Source organism: Massilia sp. TSP1-1-2 (assembly GCF_049896185.1).
Classification (GTDB): domain Bacteria; phylum Pseudomonadota; class Gammaproteobacteria; order Burkholderiales; family Burkholderiaceae_D; genus Telluria_A.
In genome coordinates, this window is the sequence record NZ_JAFCTU010000016.1 from 39849 (window position 1) to 54537 (window position 14689).

A 14689-nucleotide genomic window follows, 5' to 3' on the forward strand; every position below is an offset into this window, starting at 1 on the left:
CGGTCCAATTGCGCGCCTTACAGTTGGGTATGACGACACTAAATCCTCTCCTTATGAATCATGGTGCGCGCGCCGCCCGGCGCAACAAAATCAACAAGCTCTTGCGTGGTGTATTCGGCGTAGAAAAATTGCGCGACGGCCAGCAGCAAGTCATCGACAGCTTCCTGGACGGCAAGGATACGCTGGCCATCATGCCAACTGGCAGCGGCAAGTCGCTGTGCTACCAGATTCCGGCGCGCATGCTCGACGGCACCACCGTCGTCGTGTCGCCGCTCATTTCGCTGATGAAAGACCAGCTGGAAAAGCGCGAATCGTTGGGCATTCGCGCCGCCCAGGTCAACAGCAGCCTGAATCGCGAGGAAGAAGAAGCGGCGCTCGAAGGCATCCGCAGCACCTTCCACGAAATCGTGTTCTGCACCCCGGAGCGGCTGTCGAACCCGGATTTTCTCGCCGTGCTGCGCCAAGTGAAGATCGCGCTGGTCGTCATCGACGAGGCGCACTGCATCTCGCACTGGGGCCATGATTTCCGTCCGGCCTACCTTGAGATGGCCGCCTCCATCGATGCCCTGGGCAAGCCGCCCGTGCTCGCGCTGACCGCCACCGCCACCGACGACGTGGTGGAAGACATCGGCAAGCAGCTGGGCCGGACGCACCTGCACGTGGTCAATACGGGGATCTATCGGCCCAACTTGCACTACGGCGTCGTCCAGGTCATGAACAACGACGAGCGCTTTGCGCGCGCGCGCGAACTGGTGCAAGGCGCACGCGGCGTGGGCATCGTCTACGCCGCCACCGTCAAGGCGGCCGAAGAAATGCTCGCCCTGCTCGAAGCTGCCGGCGAAAGCGTTACCATCTACCATGGCAAGCTGGCCGCGGGCGAACGCAAAACCAATCAGGACCTGTTCATGGTGGGCGAAAAGCGCGTCATGGTCGCCACCAACGCGTTTGGCATGGGCATCGACAAGCCCGATACGCGCTTCGTGATCCACCTGCAGCTGCCGGCCAACCTGGAAGCGTATTACCAGGAGTCCGGCCGCGCCGGGCGCGATGGCGACGACGCCAACTGCACGCTGCTGTACTTCCGGGATGACAAGCGCTTGCAGCAGTTTTTCCTGGTGAAGCATCACCCAAGCTCGAACGACCTGAAAATGATTTACGAGCTGGTGCGCGGCATGGCCGGCGAAGGCAAGTTGACTTCGGCCGCCATCGAGGCGGCGGTGGACGAGCTGGCGTCGAGCAAGCTGAAGGTTTGCCTGAAGCTCCTCAAGGACGGCAAGCTGCTGCGCCAGAACCGCAAGCTTGAATATCTCGTCTCCTCGGCCGAGCCGGGCGCCGCGCTGTTCGAGGAACTGGCCGGCCTGTACGCGCAAAAGCAGGAGCGCGACCGCACCGCGCTCGAGCAGATGGTGTCGTACGCGGTGAGCGGCTTTTGCCGCTGGAAGGTGCTGCTCGATTACTTCAACGATGAAGTCGACGGCTTCGAGAAGTGCTGCAAGTGCGACAATTGCCTCAACCCGCCGGCGGTTGCCGAGATCGAAATCCGCGACGATGAATTCGACACCTGCGCCAAAGGGAGGGAGAGCGCGCCTTTGTTCGAACCTGGCGCGCGCGTCAAGGTGCCCAAGTTTGACGAAGGCACCGTCATGAGCGTGGCTGCCGACCAGGTCACCATCAGCTTTCCCGACCAGAGCACCAGGACCCTCCTGGCTGACTTTGTCACCCTGGCATAAGGAGCAGCGTATGGCAGACATGGTCGTCGTTCGCAAGGAAGGCTTGTACTGCGTTCCGGGGCAGTTCTACATCGATCCGTGGCGCCCGGTCGAGCGCGCGGTGATCACGCACGCGCACGGCGACCATGCGCGCGTGGGGCACGGCCATTACCTGTCGGCCGCCAGCGGCGTGGGCGTGCTGCGCTCGCGCCTGGGCGAGATCCATATCGATGGCCTCGAGTACGGGGCGACGGTGGAGCACAATGGCGTGAAAATTTCGCTGCATCCGGCCGGCCACGTGCTCGGCTCGGCCCAGGTGCGCATGGAACACCGCGGCGAAGTGTGGGTAGCCTCGGGCGACTACAAGGTGGAGCCGGACCGCACCTGCGTGCCGTTCGAACCGGTGCGCTGCGACACCTTCATCACCGAATCGACCTTCGGTTTGCCGATTTACCGCTGGCAGCCGGAGCAGGAGATTTTCGACGACATCAACGCCTGGTGGCGCAAGAACGCGGCCGAGGGACGCTGCAGCGTCATTTTTGCGTACGCCTTTGGCAAGGCGCAGCGCATTCTGTCGGGCCTTGATCCGTCAATCGGCCCCATCATTTGCCATGGCGCGGCCGAGCCGCTCAACCGCGTGTACCGCGAGGCCGGCGTGGCCTTGCCGCCCACCGTGATGGTGACGGCGGTCGAGAAAGCCGACATCAAACGGTCCATCGTCATTGCACCTCCGTCCGCCGGGGGCAGCACGTGGATGAAGCGCTTTGGGGACTATTCCGACGCCTTTGCCAGCGGCTGGATGCAGCTGCGCGGCGCGCGCCGCCGGCGCGGCGTGGACCGCGGCTTTATCCTGTCGGACCATGCGGACTGGCCCGGCTTGATGAGCGCGATTCGCGCCACCGGGGCGCCGCGCGTGATTGTCACCCACGGCTCGATTCCCATCATGGTGCGCTGGCTGCGCCAGGTAGGGCTGGACGCGAGTGGTTTCGACACCGAGTACGGCGACGAGGATGAGGACCAGAACGGCGCGGCCGGCGAGATTGTCGTGCCCGCCGTGGCCGCCGTGCCCGCCACCGCGGTCCCCGCCGCCGAGGAAAACGATGCGTGAATTTGCCCGCCTCTACACGGAACTGGACGAGACCACCGCCACCAACCGCAAGCTCGAAGCGCTGCAAGGCTACTTCGGCAGCGCCGCCCCGGAGAACGCGGCGTGGGCCGTGTACTTCCTGGCCGGCGGCAAGCCGCGCCAGGCAGTGCCGTCCAAACTGCTGCGCCAGTTCGCGGTCGAGTACGCGCAGCTCGACGAATGGCTGTTCGACGAGTCGTACAACGCCGTGGGCGACCTGGCCGAAACCATTGCCCACATCCTGCCGCCGCCCACCAGGCGCAGCGATATCGGCCTGGCCGAGTGGATGCAGGAGCGCATCGGCCCCTTGCGCGGCGCCGATCCGGCGACGATCCGCAGCGCGCTGTTCGGCTTTTGGGATGAACTGGACTGGCGCGAGCGCTTCCTGCTGGTCAAGCTGATCGGGGGCGGCTTTCGGGTCGGCGTGTCCAAGCTGCTCGTCACGCGCGCGCTGTCGGCAGTGGCGGCGGTGGACAGCAAAGTCATTGCCCAGCGCCTGATGGGCTGGACCGACGGCAGCGTGCGCCCCACCGCCGCGGGCTTTCTGCAACTGATCGCGCAACAGTCGGACCAGGAACACCAGCTGCGCGGCGGCCAGCCGTATCCGTTTTTCCTGGCCCACCAACTGCAGGGCGAGCCGGGTGCGCTGGGGGACCTGAAGGACTGGCAGGTGGAGTGGAAGTACGACGGCATCCGCGCGCAACTGGTGCGGCGCGGCGGGCAGAACTATCTGTGGTCGCGCGGCGAAGACTTGATCACCGAGCGCTTTCCGGAGCTGGCTGCGCTGGCGCTGCCGGAAGGGACGGTGATCGACGGCGAAGTGCTGATCTGGACCGATACCGATACCCCTGCGCCATTTGCGGACCTGCAAAAGCGCATCGGGCGCAAGACGATTTCGGCCAAGATGCTGAGCGAACTGCCCGCCGTGCTGGTCGCCTACGACTTGCTCGAGGAAGAGGGCGTGGACTTGCGCGCGCTGCCTCAGCACGAGCGGCGCGTGCTGCTCGAAGCGCTGGTCAAGGGAGCAGCCAGGCCACAGCTGCGCCTGTCCCCGTTGATTGGCGCGGCCAGCTGGAGCGAGCTCGAAGCCATCCGCACCGAGTCGCGCGCCCGCGGCGTGGAGGGCCTGATGGTCAAGGCCGTCAGCGCGCAGTATGGGGTAGGCCGCACCAAGAATGTGGGCACCTGGTGGAAGTGGAAAGTCGAGCCGTACGCGATTGACGCAGTGCTGATTTACGCCCAGGCCGGGCACGGGCGGCGCGCTTCGCTGTACACCGATTACACGTTCGCGGTGTGGGATGCCGATGAAACTGGCGAACTGAAGCTGGTGCCGTTCGCAAAGGCGTATTCAGGGCTGACCGACGCCGAGATCAAGATTGTCGACAATGCGATTCGCAAGACGACGATTGAAAAATTCGGACCGGTGCGCTCGGTCAAGCCGACCATGGTGTTCGAAATTGGTTTTGAAGGCATCCAGCTCTCGACGCGGCACAAGGCTGGCATTGCCGTGCGCTTTCCGCGCATCTTGCGCCGCCGCGACGACAAGACCGTCGCCCAGGCTGATACGCTTGACACGCTCAAGGGCCTGCTGGCCGCTGCCGGCGCATGAGCAAGTCGGTGATGGGGCAAGCGGTCGACGCCTGGTTCGCCACGCGCGCCTGGAAAGTGTTCCCGTTCCAGCGCGCCGTGTGGAAGGCGGCCGTGGCGGGCAAATCGGGCCTGCTGCACGCCAATACCGGCGCCGGCAAGACCTACGCCGTGTGGTTTGCGGCGCTGCTGCGCGGTGCGCTCGTCAAGCAGAAAAAGTCGAGTGGCTTGCGCGTGCTGTGGATCACGCCCATGCGCGCGCTGGCGGCCGACACCCAGCGCGCGCTCGAAGCGTCCGCCAAAGACCTGGCGCCCGGCTGGACGATCGGTGCACGCACCGGCGACACCACCTCCGCCGAGCGCGCGCGCCAGTCCAAAGCCTGGCCTTCGGCGCTGATCACCACGCCCGAAAGCCTGTCGCTGCTGCTTAGCCATGCCACGGCGGCGGTGCAGTTTGCACAGCTGGACATGATCATCATCGACGAGTGGCATGAGCTGATGGGCAGCAAGCGCGGCGTGCAGGTGCAGCTGGCGCTGGCGCGCCTGCGCCACTGGCGCCCGGAGCTGGTTGTATGGGGCCTCTCGGCCACGATGGGCAACCTGGCGCAGGCGCAGGATGTGCTGCTCGGCGTTGGCCAGGGCGTGCTGGTGGAGGGCGACCTGCGCAAGGAGATCCGGGTCGACTCGCTCATTCCCGCCAATGTGTCGCGCTTTCCGTGGGGCGGGCACCTGGGCATCGCGATGCTGCAGCCGGTGATCGCCGAGATCGAGGCCTACAACGCCACGCTGGTGTTTACCAATACGCGCTCGCAGTCCGAGTTGTGGTACCAGAACATCCTGGAGGCGCGCCCCGACTGGGCCGGCCTGATCGCGCTGCATCACGGCTCGCTCGACCGGGAGGTGCGCGAATGGGTGGAGGCAGGACTTAAAAAGGGCGAACTGAAGGCAGTGGTGTGCACTGCCAGCCTGGACTTGGGCGTGGACTTTTTGCCGGTCGAGCGGGTGCTGCAGATCGGCAGCGCCAAGGGCATTGCGCGCTTGCTGCAGCGCGCCGGGCGCAGCGGCCACGCGCCGGGGCGCGTCTCGCGCGTGACGCTGGTGCCCACCCACAGCCTTGAAATCCTGGAGGCGGCCGGCGCCCGGCAAGCGGTTGCCACGCGCCGCATCGAGGCGCGCCTGGTGCCCAACAAGCCGTTCGACGTGCTGGTGCAGCACCTGGTGACGGTGGCGCTGGGCGGGGGCTTCGACGCGCATGCGCTGTACAAGGAAGTGTGCAGCGCCTGGTCGTACCGCCACCTGAGTTGGGAAGAATGGCAGTGGGCGCTCGACTTTGTCGTGCGCGGCGGCCAGAGCCTGGTCGCCTATCCGGAATACCAGCGCGTGGTCGCCGACGAAGAGGGCGTGTACCGGGTGCCGAGCATTGCGCTTGGCCGGCGCCACCGCATGGGCATCGGCACCATCGTGTCCGACTCGAGCGTGCAGGTGAAGTACATGAGCGGGGGGCGCATCGGCAGCGTGGAGGAGTCGTTCATTTCGCGCTTGAAGGCGGGCGACCATTTCCTGTTCGGAGGGCGCATCCTTGAATTTATCCGGGTCCACGAGATGACCGCCTTCGTCAAGCGCGCCAGCGGGGCGCGCGGGGCGGTGTCGCGCTGGCAGGGCGCCAAGATGCCGATGTCGTCCGAGCTTGCGCACGCCGCGCTCGAACAGTTGCGCCAGGCCGCGCTGGGCATCTTTGCGGGACCCGAAATGCAGGCCATCAAGCCGCTGCTCGAGATCCAGCAGCGCTGGTCGGCCCTGCCCACCATCGACACGCTGGTGGTCGAGAGCATGAAAAGCCGCGAGGGCTATCATCTGTTCGTCTATCCATTCGCGGGGCGCTCGGTGCACATGGGCCTGGCGTCCTTGTTCGCTTACCGGATCGGGCGCACGCAGCCGATCACGTTTTCGATCGCGATCAATGACTATGGTTTCGAGCTGCTGGCGGGGGAACCGGTGGCCTGGGAACGCGTGTTCAATGCGCCCACCGGTGCGGGCGTGGCGCTTTTTTCCACCGAGGCTCTGCTGGAAGATGTGCTGGAAAGCTTGAACGCGACGCAGTTGTCGCAGCAGCGCTTTCGGGAAGTGGCGCGCATCGCCGGGCTGGTGTTCCAGGGCTATCCGGGCCAGCCGAAAAGCGCGCGCCAGGTACAGGCCTCGTCGTCGCTGTTTTTTGAAGTCTTTCGCAAGCACGACGCGGGCAACCTGCTGCTCACGCAAGCGCAGCGCGAAGTGATGGAGCAGGAACTCGAACTGACGCGCCTGCGCGACACCTTGACCGAACTGCATGGCCGCGCCGTGGCGCATTGCGCCGTGCTGCGCGCCACGCCCTTCGGCTTTGCGCTGATGGTGGAACGCTTCCGCGAAAAGCTGACCACCGAAAAACTGTCGGACCGCGTCAGCCGCATGCTGCGCGAGCTGGAAAAGGCGGCCACGCCTTGAATGGACGCGAGATTGTGCTGGCGGGCGAACCCGTGCTGCTGCTGCCGGAAAAAGCGCTGTACTGGCCGGCACGCAAAATGCTGGTGATCGCCGATATCCACTTTGGCAAGGCGGCGTCGTTTCGGGCGCAGGGCGTGCCGGTTCCGCGCGGCACCACCACCCAGAACCTGGAAGCGCTCGATGCGCTGATGGCCGAACATGACACCGTGGAAATTGTCTTCCTGGGTGACTTTTTGCACGCCAGGGCGGCGCACGCGCCGGCAACGTTAGCCGCCATGCTGGCGTGGCGCCAGCGCAACAGCAAGCTGCGGCTGACGCTGGTGCGCGGCAACCACGATTTGCGCGCCGGCGATCCGGCCGCCGCGCTCGCCATCGACATGGCCGACGAGCCGCACACGGTGGGCGCTTTTTCCTTTTGCCACCACCCGGACATTGCCGCGCCCGGCTATGTGCTGGCCGGGCACGTGCATCCGGTGTATATCCTGTCGAGCCGGCTCGATTCACTGCGACTGCCCTGTTTTCTGGCAGGCCCGACGCGCATGATCCTGCCATCGTTCGGCGCCTTTACCGGCGGCCACCCGGTCAACCCAAGTGCCGGTGAGCACGTTTATGTCAGCTCAGGCGAGGCCGTGCACTCTGTACGCTAACGTACTGACGTGTATGCATGCGCAGCGTACCTTACTGTTGAGAGTCGGAAAGATCCGGCACCGCCGTTTAACCTTTCAAGGAGAGCATCATCAAAACCTCACAAAAACTATTCACCGGGCTGATGGCCGTTGTTCCGATGTTTTCCATCTCGCTCGTCAGCGCGCCTGCGCAAGCGCAGCAATACCAGACTGCCACCACCGTGAGCGCGCCGCGCATCCGCGGCTTTGAAGTCGACGAAGTGCGCCGCCTGGTGCCGGGCGCCGAACTGAGCTTCAAGCTGTACGGCACGCCCGGCGGGCGCGCCAGCCTGAACATCAAGGGCGCTACGCGCAATCTGAACCTGACCGAAGTGGATCCGGGCGAATACGAAGGCACCTACACCATCAGCAGCCGCGACCGCATTACGGCCGACAGCCAGGTCACGGCCAACCTGCGCGTGGGTAATCTTGTCACCAGCGGCGTGCTGGCTGAGTCGGTCCAGCGCGGCCCTGGCGAGCGCCGCAACGACCGCGGTCAGTACGCCACCAATGACGGCGCCCCGCGCATCGAGCGTTTCGACGTGCGCGGCGACACCCAGCTCACGCCGGGTAATGAACTGAACTTCATGGTCTACGGCACCCCGGGCGCCAAGGTCGACATGGCGATCGAAGGCGCCAAGGGCGTGTTCTTCTTGCCGGAAGTTAAGCCGGGCGAGTATGCCGGCGAATACATCATCCGCCGCACCGACCGCATCGCGTCGAACAGTGTCGTGACGGCCAATTTGCGCGTCGGCAACCGTGTCGCGACAAGCAAGCTGAACAAACCACTGCTGCTGGCAAGCACGACGCCGATGACGGTCACGGCCGTGCCGCGCTATTGCGGCAATTGCGCGGTGGTTGAAACGGTCAACGTGGTGCAGGTGGATGGCGACGGCAGCTACCTCGGCACCATCGGCGGCGGCGTGATCGGCGCGGCAATCGGCAGCCAGATCGGCGACGGCAAAGGCAAAACGGCGGCGCAAATCGCCGGCGCACTGGGCGGCGCGTATATCGGCCGCAACATCGAGCGTAATGCCAAGCGTACCCAGCATTACGAAGTCGTGGTCCGTTTCGCCAATGCCGGTACCCAGACGGTGACGTATGAGCAGGACCCTGGTCTGCGCGTAGGCGAAAAGGTCAAGGTTAACAACGGCGTACTGGCCCGCGATCCGGGCTAAGCGCGATCTGCCAATTCTGTCGCTTGAATAAAAAACGGCGCCCTTTGGGGCGCCGTTTTTGTTTGAGCACTGGGGTCAAATCGTCGTTGCCAGTGACTGGTCGTTGCCGGCTGCCGCTTCGGCCTCGGCCTTGGCCTTGGCGGCGGCATTCGCCGTTGCCTTGGCGCGCGAACGGGAAGGCGGCAGGCGACGCAGCGTCTTGAGCGCTTCGGCGTCCTTGATGCCGATGGTGCGCTGGTCGACGGTGATCAGGCCGATTTCGTTAAAAGCCGACAGCGTGCGGCTCACCGTTTCTAGCGTCAAGCCCAGGTAGCTGCCGATTTCGTGACGGGTCATGCGCAGGTTGAACAGCTTGCTCGAGTAACCCATGGCAGCGAAACGGTCGGCCAGCGAGACCAGGAAACGGGCCACGCGCGCTTCGGCCGACAGGGCGCCGAGCATGCCGATCATGGCTTGTTCGCGCACCAGTTCGCGGCTCATGACGCCGTACATGACGTTTTCCAGTTCCAGGTGCACGCGGCCGAGCGCGGTCAGTTTTTTGAATGGCAGCAAGATCAAGTCGCAATCGGACAGCGCGACCGCTTCCGAGGCGTAATGACGGGTGTGAATGCCGTCGACGCCGAGCATGTCGCCCTTCATGGGAAAGCTGAGCACCTGCTCGTTGCCGAATTCGTCGATCAGGACGGTTTTGAGAAAGCCCGAGTTGACGATGTACAGCGTATCGAAGGCTTGGCCGATGGTGTGCACGCGCTGCCCCGTCTTGAACTGCACATGCTGGAACAGCAATTCTTCGCTGTTAACGGACACGGCGGCGGTAATGTGCAGCAAGTCGCACACTTCCTTGAGGTTGGACCAGAGGCGGCCTTGACGCTGGCGACCGGCTTCCATGGGTGAGGAATGCAGGGTCGACGAGGGGTTGGTACGGTTATCTGACGTTGGCGTGGACAGCATGCTCATCTCCAGGTGAAAAAACTTTTAGGTTCAAGCTGCGGCAATCACGGGCTAAAACAACGATCTGTGATGCCGCGACCGGAGCTTTGAAAGTGATGGAACAGCACGGCTGGGATAGCTTGCGTCGTTGAAAGTGAACCGCAGGAAAGCCCGAATCGTTGGATTTAGTATGCCAACTCGAGTCCGGTATTGATATCAGCGACGGCTGAATCTGGGAGTAGGATATGGCGGGCCTTTGTAGGATGAATCCTAACAAACGTTGGCATTGTCATAGGGGGAGGGGGCGGAACGGCGTGGCGGAAAAACGCTTGGCAAATACCTGGCGAAAGCATTCGATTGACGTTTGTCCGCACGAAATTGCACGGATGTTGTCTAAAAATCTTCGCTTTGCTTCATGAACGAAATGGGGAAAGCAAACGGTGCGCCACCGCGTACTGGACCATTTCGGACAGCGAGGTCATGCCCATTTTTTGCATGATGCGCGTCTTGTGGGTGCTGACCGTCTTGACGGACAAGTGCAGGCCGTTGGCGATTTCGGTGATCGACTTGCCGCCCACGAGCAGGGAGAAAACTTCGAATTCGCGGTCGGACAATTGCTTGTGCAATAGTTGCTCGTTGGGCGTCATGATGTTCAGCGCAAGCTGTTCGGCCACTTCGGTGCTGATGTACGGGCGCCCGGAGGCGACCTTGCGGATCGCGCCCACCAGTTGCGTGCCCGCGCTCTCCTTGGTCAGGTAGCCCTGGGCGCCGGCGCGGATCGCGCGCACCGCGTATTGCTCTTCCTCGTGCATGGTGAGGATCAGGATGGCCAGCTTGGGCGCTTCGCTCTTGATCTGGCGAATCAGGTCGACGCCGCTGCGCCCGGGCATCGACAAGTCCAGCAGCAGCAGGTCGAAGCCGCCCTGGCGCACGTGCGAGAGCACTTCGAACCCATTGGTGGCTTCGCCCACGATGTCGATATCGAGTGCGCCGTCGAGAATGCGTTTGAGGCCTTCGCGCATGATCGTGTGGTCGTCGGCAACTACTATTCGTATCATAAGTGGGCAATCTGGCAGTGTGGAGTATCCGATTATTACCGGTTGTTAGTTACTAACTTGTAAAAATGTAAGTACACCCGTAGCCTACGGTGGAATTGGCAGCAACGCAACAGTTATGACGCCAAGCTGCCCGCTTAGCTGCCCGCTAGCTGCCCGCTTAACTGCCCGCTAGCTGCCCGCTTAGCTGCCCGCTAGCTGCCCGCTTAGCTGCCCGCTAGCTGCCCGCTTAGCTGCCCGGTTCGCTGATCAAGCGGTGCACCAGCACCGGTTTGGTCGTGTGCGAGAGGACCTTGTTGGTGACGCTGCCGAGCAACAGCTGTCCCCAGCCGCTACGCCCGTGCGAACCAATGAAGATCAGGTCGCAGCGTTCGCTGTCGGCAATCTCGTCGATCTTGAGGCCGGCCGAATCGGCGAACGCCGTCATGGCGTCGGCAACCAGGCCGGCCTTGCGCGCCGCCTGCACCACCGCGCCCGTGTGCTCGTCGCCCACGCGGCGCATGTGGGCTATGTAGTCTTCCTCGCTGGGATAGGCCGGCGGCACGATCTCGACATACACGGGGTACTGGTACGAAGGCGCCACATACAGCACCAGCACCTGCGCGCCCATCTGGCGGGCAAACTCCACCCCCGCGCACGCGGTGTGACGCGAGACTGCCGAGCCATCCGTGGTAATCAGAATTTTTTGGTACATGCTGCATTTCTCCCAGAGTTTAGGTACATTTTCCCGTTTTCCAGGGTTTCTGACTATTGATAGAGCGCAAACGTTTGATACGGATCAAACTCCGTCTTGAGAAACAGCGCGTGCAGGGGCGAAATTTATTACTCAGGCGCGCCAAAATTCCCGACGTCGCGATGGTACGATTACGAAATACAACAGATGTTGACGCCATTTTGACCGCAAAGACACATTTTGCTTGTCGTGCTCACAAGTTTCTGACCTGATTAGGGGGCCGGGACCGCACAGTGATTTACCGCAGCCGCATAGCACTGCTACACTCGCATGAACGCGGCAAAAAGTTGCCACGGGTCATGCTCTGCCAAAAACTCGCAAGGCACAAATCATTCTGGACCACCGCGACATTTAATATTATGGAGAAGCAGGGATATGACCGACGCCGCTGATGATTTCGACGCACTGTTCGATGAAGTGTCTGCGCAACGAGATACCGCAATTGCAGCGCAACCGGCCGCCGCGCCCGCCAGCGCCGAAGATGACATGGACGCCCTGTTTGACCAGGTCGCCGCTGCCCATCCGCAACTGGTGGCCGTGGCGCCTTCCGCGCCCGCCCCGACACCGGCCGCAGCCGAACCTGCTGTCGCAGCTGAATCGGCCGCGCACGCCGACGGCGCCGAGGTCAACGCCGCCGACAAGCCGATGTTCGAGCGCCTGGGCGGCATTGTGCGCCTGCTGCACGATTCGCTGCGCGAACTGGGCTACGACAAGGCGCTCAATGAAGCGTCGAGCCAGATCACCGACGCCCAGGACCGCCTGGAATACGTCGCCAGCCTGACCGAACAGGCCGCCAACAAAGTGCTCAACACGCTCGACGAAGGCATGCCGGCCCAGGACGTGCTGTCGAAAAAGTCGAAAGCGATGGAAGCGCGCTGGGCCGACCTGTTTGCCGGCAAGCTGAGCATTGACGAATTCAAAACCCTGGCGGGCGATGCGCGCTCCTTTGCGCAAGCGGTGACGGAAGCGACCGAGGCCGAAAAAGCGCGTTTGCTCGACATCATGATGGCCCAGGACTTCCAGGACATCACCGGCCAGCTGATCAAGAAGGTGGTCACGATCACCAAGACGGTCGAGCACGAACTGGCCCAGCTGCTGCGCGACAATGCACCACCGGCCGTACGCGACAAATTGCAAGCCAAGCCTGCCCTGATGCAAGGTCCCGCGCTGCCGTCGGTGGCGCTCGACCAGGACAATGTTGACGATCTTTTAGCTGATCTGGGATTCTAATGGACGATATGCTCAAGGATTTCGTCGTCGAGGCGATGGATCTTGCAGTCAACGTAGAAGAGCACTTGCTGCGCCTCGAGCGTGACCCGAACAACAAGGAAACGCTGAACGCGGTGTTCCGCTCTTTCCATACCATTAAGGGCGGCGCCGGGTTCATGAACCTGCCGGCGCTGGTGGCCGCTTGCCACCTGACCGAAAACCTGTTTGACGCCTTGCGCACGGGCGCCGCGCCGGTAACGCCGATCGCGATCGAGGCGGCGCTGCAGGCGTCCGGTTTCGTGGCCGACCAGTTGACCGACCTGTCGAACGGCGCCTTGCCCGAGCAGCTGGCGTCGATGCCCGATTCGCTGGAACGCATTTTGGTCAACGCCATCGAAGGCAATACCGTTTCCGCACCCGCGGCGCCGCTGCCGGCCGCCCAACAGGCAACGCCGGCGATGCCAGCAATGCCGGTGGCGCAAGCACTACCGGTCACCTCGGTCGGCGCTGACGGCCTCGACTGGGAAGCAATGTTCATGGCGGTGGTGCCACCGGGCACCTACACTCCGGCCAACAGGCACGCTGCCGCATCCGCTGCGCCTGCGCCAAGCGGCGGCCCAACTATCGGCTCAACTATCGGCTCAACTACCGGCTCAACTACCGGCCCAACTACGGGTCCAACTACGGGGTCAACCCATGCGCCGGCTCACGCCCCAAGCGCCGGGGCAGCGGCCCAAGCCAAGCCGGCCGGCTGGGACGGCCAGGAGCGTCGCGACGAGAAGGTCCAGGAATTCCGGGCCGCCTCGGCACCCGTCAAGGAAGACAGCATCCGCGTCGACGCCGTCAAGCTCGACGCGCTGCTGGAAGTGGCGGGCGAATCCGTGCAAGCTGCCAATCAGGCGGCCGTACTGTTAGAGCGCCTGCTGCAGTTCAAGTTTGAAGGCGTGGCCGCCACGCTGATGGCAACGCTGAGCGAAACGCTCGAGCGCGCCTCGCGCTATTCGGCCGAGCTGCAGCGCGCCACACTGGCGACCCGCATGCAGCCGGTAGGGCGCTTGTTCCAGAAGTTTCCGCGCCTGGTGCGCGAGCTGGCCAAGGACCTGGGCAAGGATGTCGAATTGACCATTGAAGGGGCGGAAACGGAAGTGGACCGCGTCGTCGTCGACAGCCTGTACGATCCCTTGGTGCACATGTTGCGCAACGCGCTGGACCATGGCGTGGAGTCGCCCGAAGACCGGCTCGCGGCCGGCAAGCCGGCCAAGGCCTTCATTTCGCTCAAGGCCTGGCAAGAAGCCAACAGCGTGATGATCGTGCTGCAAGACGACGGCAAGGGCATGGATCCGGTGCGCCTGCGCAAAAAAGCCATCGAAAAGGGTTTGATCAACGAATCCGGCGCCCAAAGCGACGAGGAAGCTTATCAGTTGGTATTTTTGCCGGGCTTTTCGACCAAGGATGTGGCGTCCTCCGTTTCCGGACGCGGGGTCGGCATGGACGTGGTCAAGACTGCGGTCGAAAAAAACCGCGGCGCGATCCATATCGAGTCTTCGCTCGGGCACGGCACCAAGTTTGCCATCCGATTGCCGATCGAATTGTCGATCGTGCCAACGATGCTGGTGTCGACCTCGGGCGCAATGCTGGCGCTGCCGATGGCTGTCGTCCAGCGCGTGGTGGAGTTGCCCGACAGCTTCATGAATGTGGGCGGCGCCCCGGTCTTGAAAGACCAGGGCCGTCCGCTGCCGGTGCGTTCGCTGGCCGGCGCGCTCGGCTACGATGCATGCCTGGAGAAAGTGGGCATCGTGGTCGCTGCGCCCCAGCCCTACATCCTGGCGGTCGCTGCGGTCGACGGCACGGCCGACCTGGTGATCAAGCCGATGACCGCCATCACGGTCGACGGCATCACCGGCACGGCGCGCTCGGCCGAGGGCGAGCTGGTGCTGGTGGTAGGATTGTCGTTCCTGATGGACGGTTGCCGCGGTAACTTGAAGGTTGCCGCCTGAATCTTGCGCCGCCGCGCTG

Annotated in this window: 11 protein-coding genes; 8 read left to right on the top strand and 3 right to left on the bottom strand. The window is 63.5% G+C overall.

Features of this window, described 5'->3' with window-relative positions:
- The first annotated feature begins 53 nt into the window (after nt 1-53).
- The 6 genes from ACP7BV_RS15335 to ACP7BV_RS15360 all read left to right on the top strand — a co-directional run bounded on the left by ACP7BV_RS15335 (nt 54) and on the right by ACP7BV_RS15360 (nt 8746).
- Nucleotides 54-1730, top strand: a complete 1677-nt coding sequence (locus tag ACP7BV_RS15335; protein WP_426105004.1) for a RecQ family ATP-dependent DNA helicase — start codon at nt 54-56, stop codon at nt 1728-1730.
- 10 nt (nt 1731-1740) lie between these two features.
- Nucleotides 1741-2817, top strand: coding sequence for a ligase-associated DNA damage response exonuclease (locus ACP7BV_RS15340; protein WP_426105006.1), 1077 nt, complete (start codon nt 1741-1743; stop codon nt 2815-2817).
- Nucleotides 2810-4444 carry an ATP-dependent DNA ligase gene (locus ACP7BV_RS15345; protein WP_426105007.1) on the top strand — a complete coding sequence of 545 codons (1635 nt, stop codon included), beginning with the start codon at nt 2810-2812 and terminating at the stop codon, nt 4442-4444. Before ACP7BV_RS15340 ends, ACP7BV_RS15345 begins: the two co-directional genes overlap by 8 nt.
- Nucleotides 4441-6903: a ligase-associated DNA damage response DEXH box helicase gene (locus ACP7BV_RS15350; protein WP_426105009.1), complete on the top strand. Its 2463-nt coding sequence runs from the start codon at nt 4441-4443 to the stop codon at nt 6901-6903. The genes ACP7BV_RS15345 and ACP7BV_RS15350 overlap by 4 nt, the downstream gene beginning before the upstream one ends.
- On the top strand, nt 6900-7550 hold the full coding sequence (pdeM, locus tag ACP7BV_RS15355) for a ligase-associated DNA damage response endonuclease PdeM (protein WP_426105011.1): 651 nt from the start codon (nt 6900-6902) through the stop codon (nt 7548-7550). The genes ACP7BV_RS15350 and pdeM overlap by 4 nt, the downstream gene beginning before the upstream one ends.
- A gap of 137 nt (nt 7551-7687) precedes the next feature.
- Nucleotides 7688-8746, top strand: coding sequence for a glycine zipper 2TM domain-containing protein (locus ACP7BV_RS15360; protein WP_426105013.1), 1059 nt, complete (start codon nt 7688-7690; stop codon nt 8744-8746).
- A 75-nt stretch (nt 8747-8821) separates the two neighbouring features.
- Here the strand turns inward: ACP7BV_RS15360 and ACP7BV_RS15365 are convergent, their stop codons facing one another.
- From ACP7BV_RS15365 to ACP7BV_RS15375, 3 genes are all read right to left on the bottom strand, one after another.
- Nucleotides 8822-9634 carry a Crp/Fnr family transcriptional regulator gene (locus ACP7BV_RS15365; protein ID WP_426105093.1) on the bottom strand — a complete coding sequence of 271 codons (813 nt, stop codon included), beginning with the start codon at nt 9632-9634 and terminating at the stop codon, nt 8822-8824.
- Between the two features lie 455 nt (nt 9635-10089).
- Entirely contained in the window at nt 10090-10734 is a 645-nt protein-coding gene (locus tag ACP7BV_RS15370; protein WP_426105015.1) for a response regulator, read from the bottom strand.
- 226 nt (nt 10735-10960) lie between these two features.
- Entirely contained in the window at nt 10961-11425 is a 465-nt protein-coding gene (locus tag ACP7BV_RS15375; protein ID WP_426105017.1) for a universal stress protein, read from the bottom strand.
- Between the two features lie 414 nt (nt 11426-11839).
- On the opposite strand from ACP7BV_RS15375, the gene ACP7BV_RS15380 reads away from it, so the two are divergent.
- Both ACP7BV_RS15380 and ACP7BV_RS15385 read left to right on the top strand, forming a co-directional pair.
- Nucleotides 11840-12694 (top strand): protein phosphatase CheZ, encoded by an 855-nt coding sequence (locus tag ACP7BV_RS15380; RefSeq protein ID WP_426105018.1) that lies wholly within the window; start codon nt 11840-11842, stop codon nt 12692-12694.
- Nucleotides 12694-14670, top strand: a complete 1977-nt coding sequence (locus tag ACP7BV_RS15385; protein ID WP_426105020.1) for a chemotaxis protein CheA — start codon at nt 12694-12696, stop codon at nt 14668-14670. Before ACP7BV_RS15380 ends, ACP7BV_RS15385 begins: the two co-directional genes overlap by 1 nt.
- The last annotated feature ends 19 nt before the right edge of the window (nt 14671-14689 follow it).